The sequence below is a fragment of the Kitasatospora sp. NPDC094019 genome (genome assembly GCF_044764505.1).
Taxonomy (GTDB): Bacteria; Actinomycetota; Actinomycetes; order Streptomycetales; family Streptomycetaceae; genus Kitasatospora.
Map to the genome: position 1 here is coordinate 419,649 of NZ_JBIWIF010000007.1, position 21,606 is coordinate 441,254.

The following is a 21,606-nucleotide window of genomic DNA, read 5'->3' on the forward strand; positions in this document are numbered from 1 at the left end:
TCAGCGGAATCGGTGGATCAGCACCAGGGCCGCAGCGACAAGATGGAAAGCCGCAGCGACCGAAACCCCGCATGCGGCCCAGAACGCCACTGGATCCGGTCCGATGGGCGATCCGTCCTCGGAGCCGCCGATCGACCGAGGCGGCGCGGTCGGCCGGGTGACAGTCCCCATGGTCGGGCCCGCCTCGACGCCCTGGAGTCGCGGGTCAACGGCGGGATTCTCGGTCACGGGTCGTCTCAAGTCCCCTCAGGGTGTCAGCAGTAGGGGGCAGACTCACGACGAAGGGTCCTTCCTCAGGAGCCGGATGCGGACCGATCACGGCCCACACCAGCTTGCCGCCGTGGTGGGGCTCGTAGCCGCTCGCCACCGCATATGTGCTGATCAGCCCAAGGCCACGCCCGGACTCGTCGCCAGAGCCGGCATCGCGGATCATCGGAACGTTGGTTGTGCTGTCCCTGACCGTGACAACGACGTGGTCGTTGTCGAGCCACATCTCAGTGTCGATCAGCCCGAGGTGGGGTCGACCGTGCCGACTCGCATTGGTCACCAGTTCAGTCAGGACGAGGAGCACGGCGAACGACTGGTCACCGTCCCGGTCGAGCCCCCATGTGCCGAGGACATCAGCGGTGTTGGCCCGGAGACCGGTGACGGCAGCAGGCGCCCGATCGACCACCCACGTGGCTCGTGGCACTCCGTACGGAGTCTGCGGGCAGGGTTGCAGCTCGGGACTGCGAGCGACGCATTGCGGCTCCACCGCATGGAGTCGGACAGGGTGCGGCACTGAGGGCTCCTGTGGGGTGACAGGGAGGCGGGAAACAGCATCCGGCCTGCAAGGGAGTTCAGGCCCGACACCGTCAGCCGCCCTGCACTCCGACGACCGACAATGCGGCCTTCCTGGCGGCTGCGTTCCAGTCAACGGGCATCACAGCCGTTTGGGCAGGGTGGTTTTCCGACCGCGCGCTCGCAGCACACCGGAGGTTTTGGTGTTCTCTTTACCTGCCCGGCTGTGCCCAATACCGTGAAGGCACTACTTTGCGCTCATGGGCGACAACGCTGCGCTTCGCCGACGACTGGCCGAACTCGGCCTGAGCCACGCCGAGCTGGCACATCGTGTGAATCGGCACATCGAGAAGGTCAGCGGCCGCTACGGCAGTTGCAGTCAGCGCACGGTGCGGGACTGGCTCAGCGGCAGGACGGCCTGGCCGCATCAGAAGCAACGCGCTTCGCTGGAGGCAGTATTCGACTGTCCGGCCGAAGAACTCGGCTTCACCCCGCGGGCTGCGAAGCGTCCCGCTCCGCCGCCGGAGGAAGACGTGCGACGTCGAACCTTCATCGCATCCGGTCCGGCCGCCGTCGCGGGCTCAGCGTTCCCGTCCTCCAGCAGCCGGACCATGCTCGGCGCATCCGACGTCCTGAGGCTGCGCTCGGGCCTGGAGACGCTCCATGCCCTCGACGACAACCAAGGCGGCCACGCCGCACTGGAACGGGCCGCCCTCACGCACGCCGAGCAGGTCCTGGCCGCGCTCCGCAGAAGCAGCACCACCGAGCGAGTGCGCCGCCGCCTCTTCAGCACCGCCGCCGACTTCACCGCGATGGCATCCTGGTCGTGCATCGATGCCCGCGCACTCGACGACGCACAGCGGCATGTCGACACCTGCATGCGGCTCGCCGGCCTGGCCCAGGATCCGACTGCTCAATTCAAAGCCTGGAACCTGATCGCCATGCTCAGCAATCAGCGAGGCCGCCACGCCGACGCCGTCGCCGCTGCCCAAGCGGCTCGGGCCACGGGCATCACACGCCGTGACCCGATGTTCTCCTCGCTCGCGCACGCTCGAGCGGCGGTCGGGTATTCCAACAGCGGCGAGCGTCAAGCAGCGATCCGCTCCCTCGGACTCGCCAATGAAGCGCTCTCCCGTACTCACCAGGAGCCCCGGCCGTCCTGGATGGCGTTCTACGGGCCGGCCGAGCTCCACGCACTGACCGCGCTCGTCCACGATCGGCTCGGCGAAAACCAACAGGCCGAGAGCGCGTCCCATCAAGCACTCGCCGTGCTTCCGGACCAGTTTCGCAGGAACCGTTCCCTCATCACCGCGCGCCTCGCCCTGGCCCAGCTTCGCCAAGGTGACCTGGAGTTGGCTGCCGCAACCGCGTCCACCGTCTTCGACCTGATGGACGGCGCCCCGCTGCCCGGCCGTCTACGAACCCTCCTCGGTGACTTCCACCGGGATCTGCTGACCCTTTCAGCGAACAGCGGGGCTGCGAGAGAGTGGGCCGACCGCCACCGGAGCGAATGGAGCCGAACGTGATCGAGCTACGCCACTACCAGCAGGACGCGCTCCCGGAGGGCTTCCGTCGAACGCTGCTCGACATCCACGCGGACGCCTACGCGGCCGAGTTGGTCACCGACGAGTTCGTGCAGCGCTTCCCGTGGTTCGTCGACCACTGGACGAGCCTGGCGGGCTTCGCCTGCGTCGTCGCCTACGACGGCGACGAACCGGTCGGCTTCGCCTACGGGGCCCCGCTGGCCGCCGGTCGGGAGTGGTGGCGCGAACTCCTCGCCGTCCCTCCTCAGCGGTCCGCTACTTTCGGCTTCTCCGAGCTGATGATCCGCCCGGCCTGGCGAAGGACGGGAATCTCGGCGCAGCTCCAGTCCGCGCTGATCGACAGCCGGCCCGAGGACCTTGCCGTACTCCTCGTCGACCCCGGGCACCACAAGGTGCAACGGCTCTACGAGTCCTGGGGCTACACCCCGGTCGGCTTCAGGCAGCCCTTCCCGGACTCACCCCGCTTCGCGGTCATGCTCCGCACGCTCAGGTAGGAGCGTGCGGAACGACACCACCCGATTCACCGGAGAGGATTCCGAGGAATGCCTGATGACTTGTCCTCCGTGGCACGCTTCCTGTTCGAGGCCGGGACGCTCAAGCACACCAAGCGCACGGGCTGGTGGATGGCGGGCGTCCGCGATCCCGAGTCGGTGGCCGAGCACTCCTGGCGGACCTCGCTGCTCGCGTCGATCATCGCCAGGCTCGAAGGGGCGGACCCGGCGCGGGCCGCGTTCCTCGCCACCTGGCACGACGTCGCCGAGACCCGGACCGGCGACATCAACTACGTCGGGAAGAAGTACTCGTCCGGCGCCGATCCGGAGGCGGTCATTGCCGACCAGGTTGCCGGTATGCCCGAGACCCTCTCCTCAACAGTGCGGGAGCTCGTCGCCGAGTACGAGGACAAGGAATCACCCGAAGCGCTCTGCGCCCGTGATGCCGACAAGCTGGAGTGCCTGATCCAGGGCGTCGAGTACCTGGCCCAGGGCTACGCGAACGCCCAGCGCTGGATCGACAACAGCCGTGCTCGGCTGACCACGAGGACCGCCAACGATCTCGCCGATGCCGTCCTCGCCACCGACTCCCTCGACTGGCTCCGCCATGCCCTCGGGGAGAAGCCGCGCTAGTTGGACCATACCTACTGTCAACCCTATTTCCAGGGAGGTCCATTGCCGGCGCACCACAACATCGACTCCGAGCGCGAACTCTGGGACACCTGCGCCGCCGGTATCAAGGACGACGTGTTCGACACCGGGCCCGTATTCCGCTGGACCCAGTACGCCGACCACGGGCCCGGGCCGGAGCTGCTCGGGTCGCCGGCCACTGCCTTGGAGATCGGGTGCGGCACCGGACGCGCGTTGGCCATGCTGGCCGACCGGGGTGTGAAGGTCACCGGCATCGATCTCTCGCCGGTCATGGTCGGGAAAGCCTCCGAGCGCTGGGGTCCGTCCGGCGTCCGGATCCACTGTGCCGAGGTCCTGGACTACCTGAGGGACACCGACGAGACGTGGGACGCGGTCTATTCGGTGTTCGGCGCGGTCTGGTTCACCGACCCGCTGAAGCTGCTCCCCCTCCTCGCCTCCCGACTGAACCCCGGTGGCGTACTGGCCTTTTCACAGCCACCCGCCATCCCCGGCGCCTACGGTCCGCAGGGCATGTACAAGGGCGGTTTCGCCGGGAGGGCGCTGTACACGTACCGCTACTCCTACACACCCCGCCGGTGGGTCGGCCTTCTCCGACGGAGCGGATTCGAGTCGGTGGAGGCAACGATCCTCGCCGCCCCGACCGAGGGACACATCGGCACGCTGATCGTTACGGGCAGGACTCCGGGAGCCTGAACTGCGGGCGATGTATCGGGCGGGAGAGTCACAGGCAGCTCTCCGGCTGTGCCGCCGGCTCGGCGGCACAGCGGGTGTTCGGACGGCCGACGCCCGAGCGCGGGACGTCGGCGTGGCCGACTTCCCGCGCTCAGGTGTTCTCTGTCAGGGTCGTGTTGAGGCGGGCGAGGCCGCTGCGGGTGGTGGCGACCACTACGCGGTCGCCCGGTTCCAGGGTCCGGGTGCGGTCGGCGTAGTTCCAATGGAGGAGTTGAGGGCTGCGGGCCAATCGAACTGCCAGGACCCTTACGCCGCCGGGGTCCTCCAGGTCGTGGCGGTTGAGGCCGATCAGGCCGCTGCCGAGGTCGGCGGACAGCTCCGCGATCAGCAGGACGTGCCGGAACACGGAGAGGGTGCCGAGCACTTCGCGGCCCATCAGGGCGGCGGCGAAGGCCGGGGCCGACAGGTAGGAGGTGGAGCGGGAGACGACGTTGTCCAGGGTGGCGTAGACGTGGCTGGCGAAGGAGTCGTCGAAGAGGCGCAGCACCACCCGGACGTCGGGGCGGACGGCGCGGGCCTCCAGTGCCGCCTCCAGGTTGGTGGCGTCGTCGCCGCTGACGGCGACGACCGCGCGGCTGTGCTTGAGGCGGGCGCGGCGCAGTTGTTCAGCGAGCGGGCCGTCGTCGACGACGACCGGGACGCCGAGGGCGCGGACGGCGGAGATGCCGCGGGCCTGCGGGTCGCTCTCCAGGCCGACCAGCGGCACGCCGAGGCCGTGCAGCTGCTCGACGACGCGGGTGCCGACGTTGCCGAGGCCGACGACGATGACGTGGTCGCGGGTGCCCGCGCCCGGGTTGCGGTGCTGGCCGCGCCGACCTGCGGCGAGCACCTCGACCATGATGGCGGTGGCGACCGGTGCGAAGGTGATGCCGCAGAAGGTGATCACCACCTGGGCGACCCGCTGCCAGGTGCCGCCGGTGCCGCTGCCGTCCCCCGCGCCCGGCTGGTCCGGCTGGGCGGCGCCGGCGAGGTCCAGCAGGGAGGCGTAGAAGGTCCAGGCGAAGTCGCCGTTGAGGTACCAGAGCAGACCGAACGAGAACAGCACGGCAGCCAGGGCGGTGATCAGGACGACCCGGAGGCGGGCGCTCGTGAAGAAGCGCAGGGTGTCGAGGAAGCGCCAGCGCAGCCGCCGCCACCAGGGGATCCGGACAGCGGGTTCGCGCGGCAGGGTCTGGAGCGCGGCGACGCCACCGGTGGCGGGGGACGGTTCGTCGGGGACGGGGGCGGGTTCGGCGGCGCGGCGGGCCTCGGCGCCGGAGCGGATCGGCCCGCCGTCGCCGAACTCGCCGGCCAGCCGGACGAAGGAGGCCGAGTCGCCCTCCTGATCGGGCAGCAGGCGGATCCGGCCGAGGTCCTGGCGGTCGATGCGGTCGGCGACGACGCAGATCCGGTCGGCGGCTATGTCCTCGTCGTAGGCGATGTGCAGGAAGCGGTCGCCGACCTGGACGGAGTTGGGCCGGGACAGCGCGGCGTCGGCGAAGGCCGGGGCGGCGGTGGCGGAGCCGGAGAGCGCGGTGCCGTTGCGGAGCAGCCGTTCGATGTTGGAGCCGAGCCGCTGGTTGAACATCCGCAGCACGATGCGGATGTTCGGGTTGTGTCCCTGGGCGGAGAGCGCGGCGTGGATGTTCTCCTGGTCGCTGCCGTCGACGAGGGCGATGCCGCGCGCGGTCTCGACCCGGACGGCGCGCAGGGCCTCCTCGGTGACGCTGCTGTACTCGACGACGGCGGCGACGCCGTCCAGCTGTTCGATCCGGGGCGCGTGGTCGCGGGTGCGGTCCGGGACGAGGACGACGACCGGTACTTCGTAGTGCTCGACGAGTTCGAGGACCAGGCGGTGGGCGAGTGCGTTGCCGCCGCAGACGATGTAGTGCTGACCGATCGGCTCGACCGGAGGGGTCCCCCACCCTTCAGAAGTCATATCGACGGATCTTATCGACGGTAAGTGAGGGTGGGGTGACGTTCGGGGAACCCCGGGGGAAATCCGTTCGATCGCCCGAACGGGTGCGCCCCGCGAGCGAGAACGGGCGCGGGCGGTGATCGTGAGGAACGCCGTCCGCTGCCCGCACTCCAGGAGGATGCCACCGTGGTCTCCCCGATCATCACTCCCGACGGTTCCCCGGTCCGGGGTCCGCTCGGCATGCTCGCCAAGGCCGCCTGGCAGGTACTGCTGCTCGCCGGACTGGTCTCGCTCGCGCTCGGCATCATCGTGTTCGTCTGGCCGCGACAGACGTTGTGGGTGGTCGGCGTGCTGTTCGGCCTCTATCTGCTGGTCATCGGCATCGTGCAGCTGGTCGCGGCGTTCGGCACCCACGGCGCCACCGCGATGCGGGTACTGGCCTTCATCAGCGGCGCGCTCTGTGTACTGCTCGGCCTGCTGTGCTTCCGCAGCGCGGCGCAGTCGCTGCTGCTGCTGGCGATCTGGATCGGCATCGGCTGGCTGTTCCGCGGCATCACCCAGCTGGTCGCCGCGATCTCGGACGAGACGATGCCGGCCCGCGGCTGGCAGGCGTTCGCGGGCGCGGCGAACACGCTGGCCGGGGTGCTGCTGATGGTCTGGCCGGTCGGCTCGATCACCGCGCTGACGGTGCTGGCCGGGTGCTGGCTGCTGTTCCTGGGGGTGGTCGAGATCGTGACGGCCCTCCAGGTCCGCGGCTCGGCGAAGCGGATCCCGTCGGGCGTCTGACGGCGGGCGGAGCAGACGCCGGAACGGGAGCCGGAACGGCGGGCGGACCGGCAGGCGGACCGGCGGCCGGACCGGCCCCGGGACGGGACGCCGCCCGCAGCCGGTTGCGGCGCGCCGGAGGGTCAGCGCCAGGTCGGCGTGTCCGTGCCCCAGCGGCCCGGGGGGCGGGACCAGTCCGTGGGGGCGCCCGCGTAACCGAGGGGCGGGCGGGCGTGGCGGAGCCGACCGTGGTCCGGCGAGTCGGTGTCGGTGATCCACCGGGCCGGGTCGTAGGGCTCGTCGTTCGGCAGGACGTGCGGGTCGGCGGTGGGGGCGATGCCCTGCAGCAGCCAGGAGGCGGTGCCGGCCAGGGAGTAGCGCAGGTGGCGGCTCCCCGGGCGGCCGGTGCGCTGGTCGGTGAGGGCGCGCAGGACACCGGCCGCGATCAGGTAGCCGGTGCCGTGGTCCAGGGCCTGGGCGGGCAGGACGCCGGGGCGGCCGTCCGCCCCGGCCTCGATGGCGGCGATGCCGCAGCCCGCCTGGACCAGGCTGTCGAAGCCGCGGCGTCCGCTCCACGGTCCGGTCCATCCCCAGGCGTTCAGCTCGACCGCGACCAGGCCCGGCCGACGGGCGAGCAGTTCGTCGGGGGCGAGGCCGTACGCGTCCAGGGCGCCGGGGCGGTAGGCGGTGACGAGGACGTCGGCGGTGGCGAGCAGTTCCTCGAACGCGGTCCGGTCGGTGGGCCCGGCGAGGTCGAGGCGGGTGGAGCGCTTGCCGAAGCCGGTGTCGACGTGGGCGTCCTCGGCCTCGGGCAGGCGCGGCGGGTCGACCCGCAGCACGTCGGCGCCGAGCAGGGCGAGGGTGCGGGTGGCGACCGGTCCGGCGATCACCCGGGTGAGGTCGAGGACGCGGATCCCGGCGGCGGGCAGCTCGGCGGGGGCCAGCGGGCGGGGCGCGGCCGCGTCGACGGTCCGGCGTTCGACCAGCGGCAGGACGAGGTCCCGGGCCGGCGCGACCGCGACGGCGAGCGCGCCGGCCGCGTAGGCGCGCTCCTGGACGACGGCGGCCGGGCGGTCGCGCAGCACGGCGGCGAACCGTTCCGGCCCGGTGTCGGCGGGCAGGCCGAGGGCGGTGAGGAGCCGCTCGCGGTGGTGGGGGTAGTTGGCGTGGGTGCGCAGCCAGCCGTCGGCCGTCTGCCAGAAGCCGGAGAGCGGCGCGAAGCTGACCGGTGCGCGGCCGTCGATCCGCAGGTGGCGTTCGCTGACGAAGGCCGTGGCGACCGCGCCCTGGTCGATCCGGACCTCGGCCACCGGACCACCGGAACGAGGACCACCGGGACCCGGAGCACCGGAACGAGGACTGTCGGCACGCAGGTCACCCGAGCGCAGCGCGGCGAGTTCGGCCGCGGCCAGCGAGCAGGCGGCGACGGTGGCCCGGGCCAGTCGCCCTACGGGCAGCCGCGAGGGCAGTACCGCGTCGGGACCGTGGAAGGAGACCCGCTCCAGCAACGCGGCCGGCCCGCCGAGCGCGGTCCAGGCGTCGGCGGTGGGCCCGTCGACGCCGGACGGCAGCGGGTCGGCGGGGCCGGGGCCGGGGCCGGGGCCGGACGGGGACGCGGAGAGCGAACGGTCGGTCATGTCCGCATTCTGCTCCGTGCCCCGGGTAGGCGCAGTGATGTCCGCCACCGCGGCCCCGCGCGGCACGGTGGCCCCACGACCGCAGGAGAGCCGGATGACCGCACCTTCACTGCGGCGGGAACCCGCTGCTGGCGGGGGTGCCGGTCCGGGTGCAGGGGGTGGAGCCGACGGCGGCCCGGGCGGGCGGGCGGGCGGGCGGGTACACGATCGACGCGCTGGTGGACTTCCCGGGTGCCCGTTACCGGGAGCTGGACGGGGAGGCGGAGGTCCGGCCGGGCGTGCGTGCGGGTGGTGCCGACGCCCGGTCACACCGCCGGGCACCAGTCGCTGGTGGTGGACGGGCTGGACGGCTCCACCGTGCTGGCCGGGCAGGCGTACGACTCCGCCTCGGCGTACGGCGCGGCGGTGCCGACCCGGCGGGCGGCCCGGGAGGGGGTGGTCGGCGCGCCGTTGCCCGGGTTCCCGGCCCGGCTGGACCGGTTGGCGGAGTTCGCCCCGCGCCGGGTGCTGTTCGCGCACGACCACGCGGTCCGGGAGGCCGACGGGCCCGCGCGGGACGACCCGGGGCCGGCCGGACCCGGCCCGGGCGAACGGTGACGCTCAGAAGGCGAACGGCAGCGCGCGGACCCGGTGGTCGAAGCTGGACGGCGCGAGGTCCGGTTCGCCGACCGACCGGGCCTCGGGGAGCCGGGTGAACAGCTCCCGGTAGAGCACCTTCATCTCCTGCCGGGCGAGGTGCGCGCCGAGGCAGTAGTGCGGACCGCCGCCGCCGAAACCGAGATGGGGGTTGGGGGTGCGGGTGATGTCGAAGGCCGCGGGGTCGGCGAACACGGTCTCGTCGTGGTTGGCGGAGCCGTAGTAGAGCACCACCTTCTCGCCCGCCCGCAGCAGCGGCCCGTCCGGTCCGCCGAGCCGGTGGTCGACCGCCAGGGTGCGGCGGAACTGGATGATCGGCGTCGAGTGGCGGACGATCTCGTCGACCGCTCCGCCGAGGTGACGGTCGAGGTCGCCGAGCAGCAGGGCGCGCTGGCCGGGGTGGACGGTGAGCAGGTGGAGGCCGTGGGCGAGGGCGTTGCGGGTGGTCTCGACCCCGGCGACGAGCAGCAGCGAGAAGAAGGCGCCGAGTTCGCGGCCGGTGAGGCGGCGGCCGTCGACGTCGGCGGTGACCAGGGCGGAGATCAGGTCGTCGGCGGGGCGGCGGCGCCGTTCCCGGCCGAGGGCGGCGACCATGCCCTGCATCCGGGCCAGGGCGCGCAGCCCCCGGCCGGGTGTCCGGAGGCGTTCGCGCAGCGGGCGCGCGACGCCGGTGTGCTCGGAGGCGTGGTTGACCTGGTCGAGGATGGCACGGCGGAGTTCGGCCGGAATGCCCATCATGTCGCAGATCACCCGGAAGGGGAGCTCGGCGGCCACCGCGTTGACGAAGTCCCTGGGGCGCTCGCGCTCGACCCGGTCGACCAGCTCGGTGGCGGTCCGGCGGATGTCCTCCTCCACCCGGGAGAGCAGCCGCGGGGTGAAGGCGCGGAAGACGATCCGGCGCAGCTGGGCGTGCCGGGGATCGTCCAGGTTCACCATCGAGTCGCCGAACAGGAGGCGCACCCAGCGGGCGGGTTCGGGGGTGGTGACGCCCGGTCCGCTGAGGAAGACGCCGGGGGTGCGGCTGGCCTCGACGACGTCGGCGTGCCGGACGAGGGCGTGGAAGCCCTGGTCGGCCCGCCGTCCGGGGGCGCCGCCGAAGCGGGCCGGGGCGGGGAGGCGGCGCAGTTCGGCGAAGGCGGCGGCGCGGGCCGGGGCGGGCAGTCGCCAGAAGGCCGGATCGGCGAGGTCGACACCGGTCGGCCGGTCGGCGGCGGACCCGGGGCGGACGTCCGTGCCCGCGGGGTGGACGTCCGTACTCCCGGACCGGCCGACCGCGCTCCCGGAGCCGCCGGTCGCGGCCGCTCCGGCCGTCGCGTCGCTGGTCGTGGTCGCGCCGGCGCCGGATGCGGTGGTGCCCATCCCGGCCTCCTGTCCCTGTCGTCCCGTGTGTGCGGAGTCACATTGCGGAGTCACATTCAGTGCGTATCGGAACGAAGCTGTCAAACCGATATGACGGCATGAATAGCACCTTCCGGGACCAGTCGGACGCCGCTCCGCACCCCGCCGCCGTCCGCACCGTCGGGATCCGGCCACCGCGTGACGACCGTCGCGCACCACCCTTCCCGGCCGCCCCGGACGTACCAGTGCCCGAACGACCCGCTCCGGCCGGCCCCGCCGGAGGTGCCCGGACCTGCCGTCGCAGGGGTGGAACCGGCCAATACCGGAGGGTGCGGTACTGGTCGGCGGAGGCGGATGCGACGATGAGTGTCATCGTGATGACCGACCGGATTCGCTCGCTGCGCGCCGTGGTCTTCGCCGCGCTCTGCGTGGCGCTGGCCGCCACGGCGCACGTCTCCATGTCCGGTTCCGGGGTTTCGGCTCCCGTCCTCGCCGGCGCGTTCGGTCTCACCCTCGCCGTCACCTGGTTGCTGGCCGGCCGCCGTCGCGGGCTCACCGTGATCAGCCTCTGGATGGTGGCGGCGCAGACGGCCCTGCACCTGACCTTCGAACAGGCGGGCTCGCTGTTCGGCGGCGGCGGTGCGGGGCGCGTTCCGGCGACGGACTGGGCCTCGCTCCTGCTGTGCAATCCGGACTCGACGCCCACCGGGGTGACGCCGGACGACCTGGCCCTGATGGCCGGGCTCGATCCGGACGTTCCGCCGGCCGGTGCCCAGGCCGCGGCCGCCGCGCACCACACCCACGGCGCGGCGGCGACGCCCGCCCTCCCGTCGGGGTCGGGCACGGGGTCCCTGGCCGGTCAGGGCGCGGGCGGTCACAGCACGGGCGGTCACGACATGGCCGCGCACGGCATGTCCACCGGCATGATCGCGGCCCACGTGCTCGCCGCGCTCGCCTGCGCGCTGCTGCTCTGGCGCGGCGAGACGGCGCTGGTGCGGCTGTTCGACCTGCTCGGCGCGCTGGGCGCCGTCCTGGCCGGGGCGCTGCTGGCGCCGCTGCTGGTCCTGTTCGGCCGGCCCGCCGGGTACCGGCCGCCGGGAGCGCCGAGACCCGTCGGCGGCGGGGCCCGACCGCCGCGGCTGGTGCTGCTCTCGCACGCCCTGGTGAGGCGTGGGCCGCCCGGTGCCGCGTTCGCCCGCTGACGCGCCCTCCGCCGTCCCGGACACCACCGGTGTCCTCGGCGCGGTGGGCAGGTCGCCCCGCGCCGCAGCCGCGCCGCCGGGTACCGCCGCCCGTCCCGGACGACCCCGACCGATCGCGCACCACCGCACCGCCGTGCCGTCGCACCGCCCCGTACCGCGCCTCCTGCCGAGGCCGGGACCGGGAGCGACGGACACCGAAGGCGACGGGGGCCGCTGCCGGCCGGACGGCCCGGAACGGCGCGCCGCCGGTACCGACGGACGCCGCCCGCGCCACCGGGGCCAGGGCCCGTGCGCGCCGACCGTCCCGCCGCTCCGCCGGACGGGGCTCCGGACGCGCGGCCGCCCACCGACGCCGACGGTTCCGCCCGCAGCGGGACCGCACCACCGTCTTCCCCTCGGGACCCTTCCATGTCTCACTTCGACGGCGCACCGGTCCGAACCGGCGCCACCGTCCTACCGCGTCCGCCCGCCGTCCCCCTGCCCGGGGCGGCCCTCCACCTCGCCGGCCGTCAGGTCGGCCGCCTCCGCCACTTCGGTCGCCCCGGTCGCCCCGCGCTCCGGCCCCGCGCCGAGGCGGGCGAGCAGCTCCGCCGTCCACTCCGCCGACGGGTCGCCGCCGGTCCGGTCGGCGACCAGCGGTCCGCGCAGCCGCTCCGCCCGCTCCAGCCAGTCCCGGCAAGCCGCGCAGCGCGCGACGTGCTTGTCCAGTCGACCGTCCGGCACACCGGCCGCCTCACCGTCGAGGCGGGCCGAAAGGGCGGTACGGAGTTGCTCACATCTCATATGACCATCGTCCCGCACCTTCTCCGAAGTGGGACTGTCCGGGTGGGGGGCCGCCATGGATGACGAACAGCTGACCGCTCTCGCGCTGGCCGCCCGCGAGGGGCGGTCCGCCGACGTCGAAGCCTTCGTCCGCGCCACCCAGCGGGACGTGTGGCGGTTCGTCGCCCACCTCACCGACGTGCAGTCCGCCGACGACCTCGCCCAGGAGACCTTCCTGCGCGCCCTGCGCAGCCTGCCCGGGTTCGCCGGACGCTCCTCGGCGCGCACCTGGCTGCTCTCGATCGCCCGCCGGACCGTCATAGACCGCTACCGGACCGCCGCCGCCCGCCCGCGCTGCGCGGCGCTGCCCGACTGGCAGGAGGCCGCCGAACGGCAGGGCACCGCGCCCGCCGCGGGCTTCGAGGACGGCGTGGCGCTCGGCGACCTGCTCGACCGGGTGCCCGCCCAGCGGCGCGAAGCCTTCGTCCTCACCCAGGTGGTCGGGCTCAGCTACGCCGAGGCCGCCGAGGTGGCCGGCTGCCCGGTCGGCACCGTCCGCTCCCGGGTCGCCCGGGCGCGCGAGGAACTGATCGCCCGTCTGCGGGCCGCCGAGGCCGGTGAGCCGGCACCGGGCACGGCGGCGGCGGAACTGGCGGCCGCCTGCTGAGGGGTGTGCGACGACCGACGGACGGGGGGGCGGGGGGCCCGGCCCCCCCCCCGCCCCCCCGGGGGGGGGCCGGGGGGGGGGGGCGGGGGGGGGGCCCGGGGGGCGCCCCCCCCCCCCCGCCCGCGCCGGGCCCCCCCCCCCCCCCCCCCCCCCCCCCCCCCCCCCCCCCCCCCCCCCCCGCCCCCGCCCCCCCCCCCCCCCCCCCCGTCCGGGTCCGGCCACGCGGCCGGACCCGGAGGTCACACGCACACCATTGTCACCCGAAAGTGGATCAGCCCTGACCGGCGTCGAGGATGTCGACGACGAAGACCAGCGTGGAGTTGGCCGGGATGTCGCCCTGGGCCTGGTCCTTGTAGCCGAGCGAGGCCGGGATGACCAGCTCGACGCGGCTGCCGATGGTCTGGCCCTCAAGACCCTGGTCCCAGCCGGCGATGACCTGGCCGCCGCCGAGCGGGAAGGAGAACGCCTGGCCCTTGCTGAGCGAGGAGTCGAAGACCTTGCCGTCCTTGAACAGCGCGCCGGTGTACTGGACGAGGATCTTCTCGCCCTTCTCGACCTTGCGGCCCTCGCCCTTGATCAGGAGGTGGCTCTTGAGCTCGGTCGGGTCGGCGGCGCCCGGCACCGGGGTGATGTCGGCGGGCTTCTTGCCGTTGTCCTTGACCTGCGGGAAGTCCGCGGGCGGCGGGGTCACGGTGCCGCTGACGACGGCGTCGGGGGCGTTGCTGTTGCGGATGTCGATGACGAAGACCAGGTTGTCCTTCGCCCCGATCGACATGCTGGGGTTGCCCTGGGCGCCGAAGGCGGCGGCCGGCGGGGCGACCACGAGCAGCCGGGAGCCGGCCTTCTTGCCGACGACGGCCTGGTCCAGCGCCGGGATGAGGGCGTCGGTGCCGGCCTGGAAGATCTGCGGCTTGCCCTTGTCGTCGTACGAGGACGGGATGTCCTTGCCGGTGTTCCAGTCCTTGCCGGTGTAGTCGACCGAGGTCCAGGAGTTCTTCTCGACCTTGGGGCCGGTGCCCTCGGAGAGGACCTTCACCACGAAGCTGCCGTCGGCCTGGTCGGCGGACGGCACCTCGATGGTGGCCTTCTTGCCGAACTCACCGGTGACGGTCGGCAGCACCTTGGCGCTGTCCTTGATCGGCGGGACGGGATCGGCGGTCGGCGTGGCCGGGGCGGACTTCGCGGTGTCCGGCTTGGCGGCGGCGCTGTCGTCGGAGGAGCCGTCCTTGTTCACCAGGTACAGGGTGACGGCGCTGCCGATGAGCAGGACGCCCAGGACCGTGCCGAGGATCACACCGAGCCGGCCGACGTTGCCGGGGTTCTCGTCGTACCCGGCCTCGGACCCGTCCTGGCGGCGGACGGTGGACGCGAAGATCTGCGGGACCTCGTCGGTCTTCGTCCCTCCCGTCCGCGGCACCTCGTCGGTGCCGCCCCAACCGGCCTGCTGCCGCAGGATCGCGGGCGGGACGACGATCGACTCGCCGTCGCCCGGGAGCGGGCCGCCGGGCCGCGAGTCGGCCGGGTCTCCGGCGGAGTTACCGTGCGCGGTGCCGGACCCGCCCGGGCTCGACGCTTTCTCAGACATGACTCCCCATCCATCTCGCCACGAGGTATTCGAGGTCTACGGCCGGCGTGGTGGCGCCGGGGTGCTTGTCGCACTGCCCGCCCGGACCCCGGACGCCGGCGGCGCCTACCACAGTGCGAGGGCAGTATGACAGGTCAGGATGAGGGCGGGCGCTTCCGTGTGCGAGCGCCCGCCCAAGCGTACGGAATCCCCCGGGGCCGGAACCAGCCCGCGCGAAGGATCTCCGCATTCCCCACGCCCCGGGGCGGCTCCGTCTCCCCCGCTTCCCGGGGCGGTCCGACCGGGCCCTACCGGCTCCGCCCCGGTCCGCCCCGGTCCGACGAAGGGACCCTAGACGGCTTCCAGGATGTCGATCACGAAGACCAGGGTGGAGTTCGGCGGCACGGAACCCTGCGCCTGGTCCTTGTAGCCGAGGGCCGGCGGCACCACCAGTTCGACCCGGCTGCCGACGTTCTGCCCGACCAGGCCCTTGTCCCAGCCCTCGATGACGCTGCCGGTGCCGATCTGCAGGGCCTGCGCCCCGCCGTGGCTCCAGGAGGAGTCGAACTGCTGGCCGTTGGCCCACAGCACACCGGTGTACTGCACGACCAGCGTCTGCCCGGACTTGACCTGCTTGCCCTCGCCCTTGATCAGCACGGCCTGCTGGAGCTCGGTCGGCGGGGCCTGTCCGGCCGGCACGGTGATGGTGACCGCGGCCTTGCCGTTGTCCTTGACCTGCGGCAGGTTGGCCGGCGGCGGCGTCATGGCGCCGGAGAGGGTGGCGTCCGGCGGCAGGCTCTCCATGATGTCCAGCACGAAGACCACGGTGTCGCCGCCGGCGACGCCGAGCTGGGTGCTGCCCTGGGTGCCGAACGCGGCGGCGGGCGGGGCGACGACCAGCAGCCGGCTGCCGACCTTCTTGCCGATCACGCTCTGGTCGAAGGCCGGCACCAGCTGCCCGCTGCCCGCCTGGTAGAGCTGCGGCTTGCCGCCGGAGTCGTAGGAGCTGGGCAGGTCCTTGCCGGTGGTCCAGTCCTTCGCGGTGTAGTTGACCGTCACCCAGTCGCCCTTGTTGACGGTGGACCGGTCGCCCTCGCTGACGGTGTTCACCACGAACTGCCCGCTGGGCTGCTGGCCCTCGGGGATGGTGATGGTGGCCTTGCTCCCGAAGCCCCCGCCGGACAGGGTCGGCATCGGCGCGGCCTCGTTCACCGGGGCCGGCACCGTGGGCGCGGCACTGGGCGACGCGCTGGGCGTGGCCTGGCTGACGGGCTTGGCGGAACTGCTGCAGGCCACCGCCAGCAACAGGGGCAGGGTGACAAGCAACCCGGCGGTGCGGCGCACGGCTTTCCTCACTGTCGGTCAAAGTCGGCTCTCCGGACCCGGCTCCGGACTCGACGGACAGCGTATGCGCAGACGGTGTCCGGTCCCGGGAGGCACCACCGGGACCGGACACCGCGAAGATCACATCGGCGGGGGCACCGCTCCCCCGCCGCCGCGCCGGCCGGACGCCGGCGCGGTGCCGGTCACATGCCGGCGATGAGCTTCTCCACCCGCTCGTCGACGGACCGGAACGGGTCCTTGCAGAGCACGGTGCGCTGGGCCTGGTCGTTCAGCTTGAGGTGCACCCAGTCGACGGTGAAGTCGCGGCGCTGCTCCTGCGCGCGGCGGATGAAGTCGCCGCGCAACCGGGCCCGGGTGGTCTGCGGCGGGATCGACTTGGCCTCGAAGGTCTTGAGGTCGGTGGTGACCCGCTCGGCCTGGTTCTTGGCCTGGAGCAGGTAGAACAGGCCGCGGCGGCGGTGGATGTCGTGGTAGGCGAGGTCGATCTGGGCGATCCGGGGGTTGCTCATGCTCATCTGGTGCTTCTCGCGGTAGCGCTCGATGAGCTTGTACTTCATGATCCAGTCGATCTCGCCGGCGACATCGTCGAGCCGCTCGCTCCGGACGGCCTCCAGGGTGCGGCCCCACAGGTCGAGGACCCGCGCGATGGTGCCGGTGTTGATGCCCTTGCGGTCGGCGAACTCCAGCGCCTTGGTGTAGTACTCCTCCTGGATGTCCAGGGCGCTGGCCTCCCGGCCGTTGGCGAGCCGGACCTGGTGGGTGCCGGTGAGGTCGTGGCTGACCTCGCGGATGGCCCGGATCGGGTTCTCCAGGGTGAGGTCGCGCATGACCACGCCGGCCTCGATGAGCCGGAGCACCAGGTCGGTGGAGCCCACCTTGAGCAGGGTGGTGGTCTCCGACATGTTGGAGTCGCCGACGATGACGTGCAGCCGGCGGTAGCGCTCGGCGTCGGCGTGCGGCTCGTCGCGGGTGTTGATGATCGGACGGGAGCGGGTGGTCGCGGAGCTGACGCCCTCCCAGATGTGCTCGGCCCGCTGGCTGACGCAGTAGACCGCGCCGCGCGGGGTCTGCAGCACCTTGCCGGCGCCGCAGATGAGCTGTCGGGTCACCAGGAACGGGATCAGCACGTCCGCCAGCCGGGAGAACTCGCCGTGCCGGGCGACCAGGTAGTTCTCGTGGCAGCCGTAGGAGTTGCCGGCCGAGTCGGTGTTGTTCTTGAACAGGTAGACGTCCCCGGCGATGCCCTCCTCGTGCAGCCGCCGCTCGGCGTCGACCAGCAGCCCTTCGAGGATGCGCTCACCCGCCTTGTCGTGCGTCACCAGCTCGACGACGTCGTCGCACTCGGGGGTGGCGTACTCGGGGTGGGAGCCCACGTCGAGGTACAGGCGGGCACCGTTGCGCAGGAACACGTTGCTGCTGCGGCCCCAGGAGACTACGCGGCGGAAGAGGTAGCGGGCGACCTCGTCCGGGGACAGCCTGCGCTGCCCGCGGAAGGTGCAGGTGACCCCGTACTCGTTCTCCAGCCCGAAAATTCGGCGGTCCATGGGCCATCCATTCTCTGATGGGAGCTGTCCGAAACCGCCTCCGCGACGCCGTTCCGGCCGCCGCAGGGGCACCGGGGTCCCGTCCGGCGGCCGTGGCCGGCGCCGTCCGGGACCCCGTGGGCACTACTGGTCGGAGTCGCCCGGCGGGGTGGCCGCCGGCTTCTCCTCGTCGTCCGTCTCGGCGGACTCGTCGCCGTCGAGCAACCGGGCGAGCTGACCGCCCAGGATCCGCTTGAACTTGCGCTGCTGGAAGCGCTCGCGGTCGAGGACCGCGACCTCCAGCTGGTCGGGGGTGAGGGCGCGCGGGCTGCCGCCGTTGGGGTCGCGGGCGAGCGAGTCCACGGCGACCTTGACGGCCTCGGTGAGCGAGAACCCGGCCCGGTGGCGCTGGCCGAGGTAGTTGCCGATCGAGTCGGCGTTGCCGCCGACCACCACGTAGTTCTTCTCGTCGACGACCGAGCCGTCCGGGGTCAGCCGGTAGATCTGGTCGTCCTCGGTGGTGCGGCCGACCTCGGCCACGATCAGCTCGACCTCGTAGGGCTTCTCGCCGACCGAGGAGAAGATCGTGCCGAGCGTCTGCGCGTAGACGTTGGCCAGGCCCCGGGCGGTGACATCGGCCCGGTGGTAGGTGTAGCCGCGCAGGTCGGCGTAGCGCACGCCGCCGATGCGCAGGTTCTCGAACTCGTTGTACCGGCCGACCGCGGCGAAGGCGATCTGGTCGTAGATCTCGGACACCTTGTGGAGCGCCCGGGAGGTGTTCTCGGCGACGAAGACGATGCCGTCGGCGTAGGTGAGCACGACCACGCTGCGACCGCGCGCGATGCCCTTGCGGGCGTACTCCGCGCGGTCCGCCATGGCCTGCTGGGGGGAGACGTAGAACGGTGTCGACACCGGCGGTCGTCCCTTCCTTCTCGGGTGACGGCTAGAGCAGCGGGGCCTGCGGCCCGTTGGGGTTGTTCAGGCGCTGATCGGTGATCGAGACGGCGATCTCGGTCACCTCGGCCTCGGTGAGCCGGCGGAAGCCGTCCTCGGTGATCAGCGAGACGATCGGGAAGATCTTGCGGGCCAGGTCGGGGCCGCCGGTCGCGGAGTCGTCGTCGGCCGCGTCGTAGAGGGCCTGGACGACCATGGTGCACGCCTGCTGGGCCGTCAGGTCCGCGCGGTGGAGCTTCTTCATCGAGCCGCGGGCGAAGACCGAACCGGAGCCGGTGGCGGCGAAGCCGCGCTCCTCGGAGCGGCCGCCGGTGACGTCGTAGGTGAAGATCCGGCCGCGGCCCAGGTCGAGGTCGTAGCCCGCGAACATCGGGACGACCGCGAGGCCCTGCATCGCCATGCCCAGGTTGCCCCGGATCATGGTGGTGAGCCGGTTGGCCTTGCCCTCCAGGGAGAGGACGGCGCCCTCGATCTTCTCGTAGTGCTCCAGCTCCAGCTGGAACATCCGGACCATCTCGATCGCGAGGCCGGCGGTGCCGGCGACGCCGACCGCGCTGTACTCGTCGGCCGGGAAGACCTTCTCCATGTCGCGCTGGGCGATCACATTGCCCATCGTCGCGCGGCGGTCACCGGCGAGGACCACGCCCTTGTCGAAGATCGCGGCGACGATGGTCGTCCCGTGCGGGGCCTCGACCACGCCCTCGGGAAGCTGCCGCCGCCCGGGGATCAGCTCGGGCCGGTGGGCCTCCAGGAAGTCGAGGAACGACGAGGACCCCGGGGTGAGGAAGGCAGCCGGTAGACGCCCGGTGCCACGAGTGTTGGCTTCCACACGATTCCTTCCAGGTAGCTTGAAGAGCGCACTGCCCGACCCTATCGGCCGGGCGATCACTGTCCAGCGGGCCCGGGGGCGGACCCGGCGGACGGACGGCTCACGCCGCCCGTCCGCCGCTGTCGGCCTCGGCCGTGAATTCCCGGAATACCCGCCGGGACGCCCGGCCGGTTTCCGGTCCGGCTACTGCCCGCCCTTTTGCACGAACTGCCGCACGAAATCCTCGGCGTTCGATTCCAGGACCTCGTCGATTTCGTCCAGAACCGCGTCGACGTCGTCGCTCAGCTTTTCCTGGCGTTCCTTGAGCTCGTCGGAATTCTGCGCTTCCGCGGCCTGCTCCTCGACCTCCTCGGAGGAGCGGTTCGCCCGCTGCTGGCCGCCGTCGGTGTCCTTGCTCGCCATTTACCTCACCCCGCTCGATCGTCTGGCACGGTTTGGTCGCTGCTTGCTGCACCGACCCTATACACAAGGTGCGACAACCCGCTTCCGGTTTGCCGGTGGCGCTTCCTGTCCAACACCCGCCGTCCCCCCGGATGATTCCCATTTGCCCGGGCTTCACCCGTGGTGATCGAAAAGTTACCCGCCGGACAGCACCCGCAGCAGGTCCTCCGCCGTGCGGCAGCGGTCCAGCAGTTCCTTGACGTGGTTCCGGGTGCCGCGCAGCGGTTCCAGGGTGGGGACCCGCTGCAGCGAGTCCCGGCCCGGCAGGTCGAAGATCACCGAGTCCCAGGAGGCCGCCGCGACATGCTCCGCGTACTGCTCCAGGCAGCGCCCCCGGAAGTACGCCCGGGTGTCCTCCGGCGGCTTGGTGACCGCCCTGAGGACCTCCTCCTCGGTCACCAGCCGGTCGAACCGGCCGCGGGCCACCAGGCGGTTGTAGAGGCCCTTCTCGGGCCGCACGTCGCTGTACTGGAGGTCGACCAGGGCGAGCCGCGGGCTGTCCCACTCCAGCCCGTCCCGGTTGCGGTAGCCCTCCAGGAGTTCCCGCTTGGCGATCCAGTCCAGCTGCCGGGAGAGCGACATCGGGTCCCGCTCCAGCCGGCCCAGCACGTCCTCCCAGCGGGCCAGCACGTCCACGGTCTGCTCGTCGGCGTCGGTGCCGAAGCGGTCCTCGACGTACTTGCGGGCCAGCTCGCAGTACTCCAGCTGGAGCTGGACGGCGGTGAGCCGACGCCCGCTGCGCAGCGTGACCAGGTGCTTCAGCGAGGGGTCGTGGGAGATCCGGTGCAGGGTGCGCACCGGCTGGTCGACGGCGAGGTCCGAGGTGATGAAGGCGTCCTCGATCATGGCCAGGACGAGCGAGGTGGTGCCGAGCTTGAGGTAGGTGGAGATCTCGGAGAGGTTGGCGTCCCCGATGATCACGTGCAGCCGGCGGTACTTCTCGGCGTCGGAGTGCGGCTCGTCCCTGGTGTTGATGATCGGGCGCTTGAGGGTGGTCTCCAGGCCCACCTCGACCTCGAAGAAGTCGGCGCGCTGGCTGATCTGGAAGCCGTGCGCGGAGCCGTCCTGCCCGATCCCGATCCGGCCGGCGCCGGTGACCACCTGGCGGGAGACGAAGAACGGGGTGAGGTGGCGGACGATGTCGGCGAACGGGGTCGCCCGCTTCATCAGGTAGTTCTCGTGGGTGCCGTAGGAGGCGCCCTTGTTGTCGGTGTTGTTCTTGTACAGGTGGATGGTCTGCCCGTTGGGCAGTTCCAGGGCGCGCTGTGCGGCCGCTGCCATGATCCGTTCGCCGGCCTTGTCCCAGAGCACGGCGTCGCGCGGGTTGGTCACCTCGGGCGAGCTGAACTCGGGGTGCGCGTGGTCGACGTAGAACCGCGCGCCGTTGGTGAGGATGACGTTGGCGAGGCCGATGTCCTCGTCCGTCAGCTGGCTGGAGTCGGCGACGTCGCGTGCGAGGTCGAAGCCCCGGGCGTCGCGCAGCGGATTCTCCTCCTCGAAGTCCCAGCGGGCCCGACGGGCCCGGTGCATCGCCGCCGCGTAGGCGTTGACGATCTGGGACGAGGTGAGCATGGCGTTGGCGTTGGGGTGCCCGGGCACGGAGATCCCGTACTCGGTCTCGATGCCCATCACGCGCCGTACGGTCATGCGGCCCTCCTTGCCCCGGTGTGCCGCCCCCGACGGACGGCACACGCTGACGTACCGCTGATCAACACCGATGCCGGGCCGTCTGCCCGCGAACGGTGGGTCGAGCCTAGAACGCCGTACCGGGCGGCGGGTCCCGAGACGCGCCGTCCGGCTGCGGGGCCGCGAGGCGCCACAGCCGGACGGGGTGCGTGCGTTCCGGAAG

19 protein-coding genes and 1 pseudogene are annotated in these 21,606 nt (G+C 72.4%); 8 read left to right on the top strand and 12 right to left on the bottom strand.

What is annotated here, in order from left to right; all coding sequences use genetic code 11:
* Nucleotides 1–205: 205 nt before the first annotated feature.
* Nucleotides 206–673, bottom strand: a complete 468-nt coding sequence (locus ACIQ9P_RS19065; protein WP_402356840.1) for an ATP-binding protein — start codon at nt 671–673, stop codon at nt 206–208.
* A gap of 367 nt (nt 674–1,040) precedes the next feature.
* Here ACIQ9P_RS19065 and ACIQ9P_RS19070 point away from each other — a divergent pair, with 367 nt between their 5' ends.
* Genes ACIQ9P_RS19070 through ACIQ9P_RS19085 form a run of 4 tightly spaced genes read left to right on the top strand, consistent with a single transcriptional unit; the run spans nt 1,041 to nt 4,159 of the window.
* Nucleotides 1,041–2,306 carry a helix-turn-helix domain-containing protein gene (locus tag ACIQ9P_RS19070; RefSeq protein ID WP_402356843.1) on the top strand — a complete coding sequence of 422 codons (1,266 nt, stop codon included), beginning with the start codon at nt 1,041–1,043 and terminating at the stop codon, nt 2,304–2,306.
* Entirely contained in the window at nt 2,291–2,818 is a 528-nt protein-coding gene (locus ACIQ9P_RS19075; RefSeq protein ID WP_402356846.1) for a GNAT family N-acetyltransferase, read from the top strand. Before ACIQ9P_RS19070 ends, ACIQ9P_RS19075 begins: the two co-directional genes overlap by 16 nt.
* Nucleotides 2,819–2,866: 48 nt before the next feature.
* On the top strand, nt 2,867–3,448 hold the full coding sequence (locus tag ACIQ9P_RS19080) for an HD family hydrolase (protein ID WP_402356849.1): 582 nt from the start codon (nt 2,867–2,869) through the stop codon (nt 3,446–3,448).
* Nucleotides 3,449–3,490: 42 nt separating this feature from the next.
* Nucleotides 3,491–4,159 carry a class I SAM-dependent DNA methyltransferase gene (locus tag ACIQ9P_RS19085; RefSeq protein ID WP_402356852.1) on the top strand — a complete coding sequence of 223 codons (669 nt, stop codon included), beginning with the start codon at nt 3,491–3,493 and terminating at the stop codon, nt 4,157–4,159.
* A gap of 130 nt (nt 4,160–4,289) precedes the next feature.
* Here ACIQ9P_RS19085 and ACIQ9P_RS19090 read toward each other — a convergent pair whose 3' ends face one another.
* A complete protein-coding gene (locus ACIQ9P_RS19090) occupies nt 4,290–6,116 on the bottom strand; it encodes an NAD-binding protein (protein ID WP_402356854.1) in 1,827 nt (608 codons plus the stop codon).
* Between the two features lie 165 nt (nt 6,117–6,281).
* Here ACIQ9P_RS19090 and ACIQ9P_RS19095 point away from each other — a divergent pair, with 165 nt between their 5' ends.
* On the top strand, nt 6,282–6,881 hold the full coding sequence (locus tag ACIQ9P_RS19095; protein WP_402356857.1) for an HdeD family acid-resistance protein: 600 nt from the start codon (nt 6,282–6,284) through the stop codon (nt 6,879–6,881).
* 122 nt (nt 6,882–7,003) lie between these two features.
* On the opposite strand, the gene ACIQ9P_RS19100 is transcribed toward ACIQ9P_RS19095, so the two are convergent.
* Nucleotides 7,004–8,497, bottom strand: coding sequence for a CoA transferase (locus ACIQ9P_RS19100; protein WP_402356860.1), 1,494 nt, complete (start codon nt 8,495–8,497; stop codon nt 7,004–7,006).
* Between the two features lie 107 nt (nt 8,498–8,604).
* Here ACIQ9P_RS19100 and ACIQ9P_RS19105 point away from each other — a divergent pair.
* Nucleotides 8,605–9,094, top strand: a pseudogene (locus ACIQ9P_RS19105) (hypothetical protein); the annotation flags it as partial.
* 3 nt (nt 9,095–9,097) lie between these two features.
* Here the strand turns inward: ACIQ9P_RS19105 and ACIQ9P_RS19110 are convergent.
* Entirely contained in the window at nt 9,098–10,492 is a 1,395-nt protein-coding gene (locus ACIQ9P_RS19110; protein WP_402356863.1) for a cytochrome P450, read from the bottom strand.
* Nucleotides 10,493–10,833: 341 nt separating this feature from the next.
* On the opposite strand from ACIQ9P_RS19110, the gene ACIQ9P_RS19115 reads away from it, so the two are divergent.
* The gene (locus ACIQ9P_RS19115; protein ID WP_402356866.1) at nt 10,834–11,673 is read left to right on the top strand and encodes a hypothetical protein; all 840 of its coding nucleotides are present in this window, start codon (nt 10,834–10,836) and stop codon (nt 11,671–11,673) included.
* A gap of 453 nt (nt 11,674–12,126) precedes the next feature.
* On the opposite strand, the gene ACIQ9P_RS19120 is transcribed toward ACIQ9P_RS19115, so the two are convergent.
* The gene (locus ACIQ9P_RS19120; protein WP_402356869.1) at nt 12,127–12,456 is read right to left on the bottom strand and encodes a zf-HC2 domain-containing protein; all 330 of its coding nucleotides are present in this window, start codon (nt 12,454–12,456) and stop codon (nt 12,127–12,129) included.
* A gap of 55 nt (nt 12,457–12,511) precedes the next feature.
* Here ACIQ9P_RS19120 and ACIQ9P_RS19125 point away from each other — a divergent pair, with 55 nt between their 5' ends.
* Nucleotides 12,512–13,102 carry a sigma-70 family RNA polymerase sigma factor gene (locus ACIQ9P_RS19125; RefSeq protein WP_402356872.1) on the top strand — a complete coding sequence of 197 codons (591 nt, stop codon included), beginning with the start codon at nt 12,512–12,514 and terminating at the stop codon, nt 13,100–13,102.
* A 271-nt stretch (nt 13,103–13,373) separates the two neighbouring features.
* Here the strand turns inward: ACIQ9P_RS19125 and ACIQ9P_RS19130 are convergent, their stop codons facing one another.
* The 7 genes from ACIQ9P_RS19130 to dop all read right to left on the bottom strand — a co-directional run bounded on the left by ACIQ9P_RS19130 (nt 13,374) and on the right by dop (nt 21,404).
* Nucleotides 13,374–14,687, bottom strand: a complete 1,314-nt coding sequence (locus ACIQ9P_RS19130; protein ID WP_402356874.1) for an FKBP-type peptidyl-prolyl cis-trans isomerase — start codon at nt 14,685–14,687, stop codon at nt 13,374–13,376.
* Between the two features lie 330 nt (nt 14,688–15,017).
* Entirely contained in the window at nt 15,018–16,010 is a 993-nt protein-coding gene (locus ACIQ9P_RS19135) for an FKBP-type peptidyl-prolyl cis-trans isomerase (RefSeq protein ID WP_402356877.1), read from the bottom strand.
* Between the two features lie 182 nt (nt 16,011–16,192).
* Complete coding sequence (gene pafA / locus ACIQ9P_RS19140) at nt 16,193–17,554, bottom strand: Pup--protein ligase (protein ID WP_402356880.1); 1,362 nt, start codon at nt 17,552–17,554, stop codon at nt 16,193–16,195.
* A gap of 123 nt (nt 17,555–17,677) precedes the next feature.
* Nucleotides 17,678–18,445 (bottom strand): proteasome subunit alpha, encoded by a 768-nt coding sequence (gene prcA / locus ACIQ9P_RS19145; RefSeq protein ID WP_402356883.1) that lies wholly within the window; start codon nt 18,443–18,445, stop codon nt 17,678–17,680.
* Between the two features lie 31 nt (nt 18,446–18,476).
* A complete protein-coding gene (gene prcB / locus ACIQ9P_RS19150) occupies nt 18,477–19,316 on the bottom strand; it encodes a proteasome subunit beta (protein WP_402356886.1) in 840 nt (279 codons plus the stop codon).
* A 183-nt stretch (nt 19,317–19,499) separates the two neighbouring features.
* Nucleotides 19,500–19,718 carry a ubiquitin-like protein Pup gene (locus tag ACIQ9P_RS19155; protein ID WP_402356889.1) on the bottom strand — a complete coding sequence of 73 codons (219 nt, stop codon included), beginning with the start codon at nt 19,716–19,718 and terminating at the stop codon, nt 19,500–19,502.
* A gap of 174 nt (nt 19,719–19,892) precedes the next feature.
* A complete protein-coding gene (gene dop / locus ACIQ9P_RS19160; RefSeq protein WP_402356892.1) occupies nt 19,893–21,404 on the bottom strand; it encodes a depupylase/deamidase Dop in 1,512 nt (503 codons plus the stop codon).
* Between the last annotated feature and the right edge of the window lie 202 nt (nt 21,405–21,606).

Bases quoted from the DNA above. Each gene is read 5' to 3' on its own strand.
- dop (WP_402356892.1), bottom strand. From the start codon at position 21,404: ATGACCGTACGGCGCGTGATGGGCATCGAGACCGAGTACGGGATCTCC.
- pafA (WP_402356880.1), bottom strand. From the start codon at position 17,554: ATGGACCGCCGAATTTTCGGGCTGGAGAACGAGTACGGGGTCACCTGC.
- ACIQ9P_RS19080 (WP_402356849.1), top strand. From the start codon at position 2,867: ATGCCTGATGACTTGTCCTCCGTGGCACGCTTCCTGTTCGAGGCCGGG.
- ACIQ9P_RS19070 (WP_402356843.1), top strand. From the start codon at position 1,041: ATGGGCGACAACGCTGCGCTTCGCCGACGACTGGCCGAACTCGGCCTG.
- ACIQ9P_RS19115 (WP_402356866.1), top strand. From the start codon at position 10,834: ATGAGTGTCATCGTGATGACCGACCGGATTCGCTCGCTGCGCGCCGTG.
- ACIQ9P_RS19075 (WP_402356846.1), top strand. From the start codon at position 2,291: ATGGAGCCGAACGTGATCGAGCTACGCCACTACCAGCAGGACGCGCTC.
- ACIQ9P_RS19100 (WP_402356860.1), bottom strand. From the start codon at position 8,497: ATGACCGACCGTTCGCTCTCCGCGTCCCCGTCCGGCCCCGGCCCCGGC.
- ACIQ9P_RS19090 (WP_402356854.1), bottom strand. From the start codon at position 6,116: ATGACTTCTGAAGGGTGGGGGACCCCTCCGGTCGAGCCGATCGGTCAG.
- ACIQ9P_RS19110 (WP_402356863.1), bottom strand. From the start codon at position 10,492: ATGGGCACCACCGCATCCGGCGCCGGCGCGACCACGACCAGCGACGCG.
- ACIQ9P_RS19130 (WP_402356874.1), bottom strand. From the start codon at position 14,687: ATGTCTGAGAAAGCGTCGAGCCCGGGCGGGTCCGGCACCGCGCACGGT.
- ACIQ9P_RS19125 (WP_402356872.1), top strand. From the start codon at position 12,512: ATGGATGACGAACAGCTGACCGCTCTCGCGCTGGCCGCCCGCGAGGGG.
- ACIQ9P_RS19120 (WP_402356869.1), bottom strand. From the start codon at position 12,456: ATGAGATGTGAGCAACTCCGTACCGCCCTTTCGGCCCGCCTCGACGGT.
- ACIQ9P_RS19155 (WP_402356889.1), bottom strand. From the start codon at position 19,718: ATGGCGAGCAAGGACACCGACGGCGGCCAGCAGCGGGCGAACCGCTCC.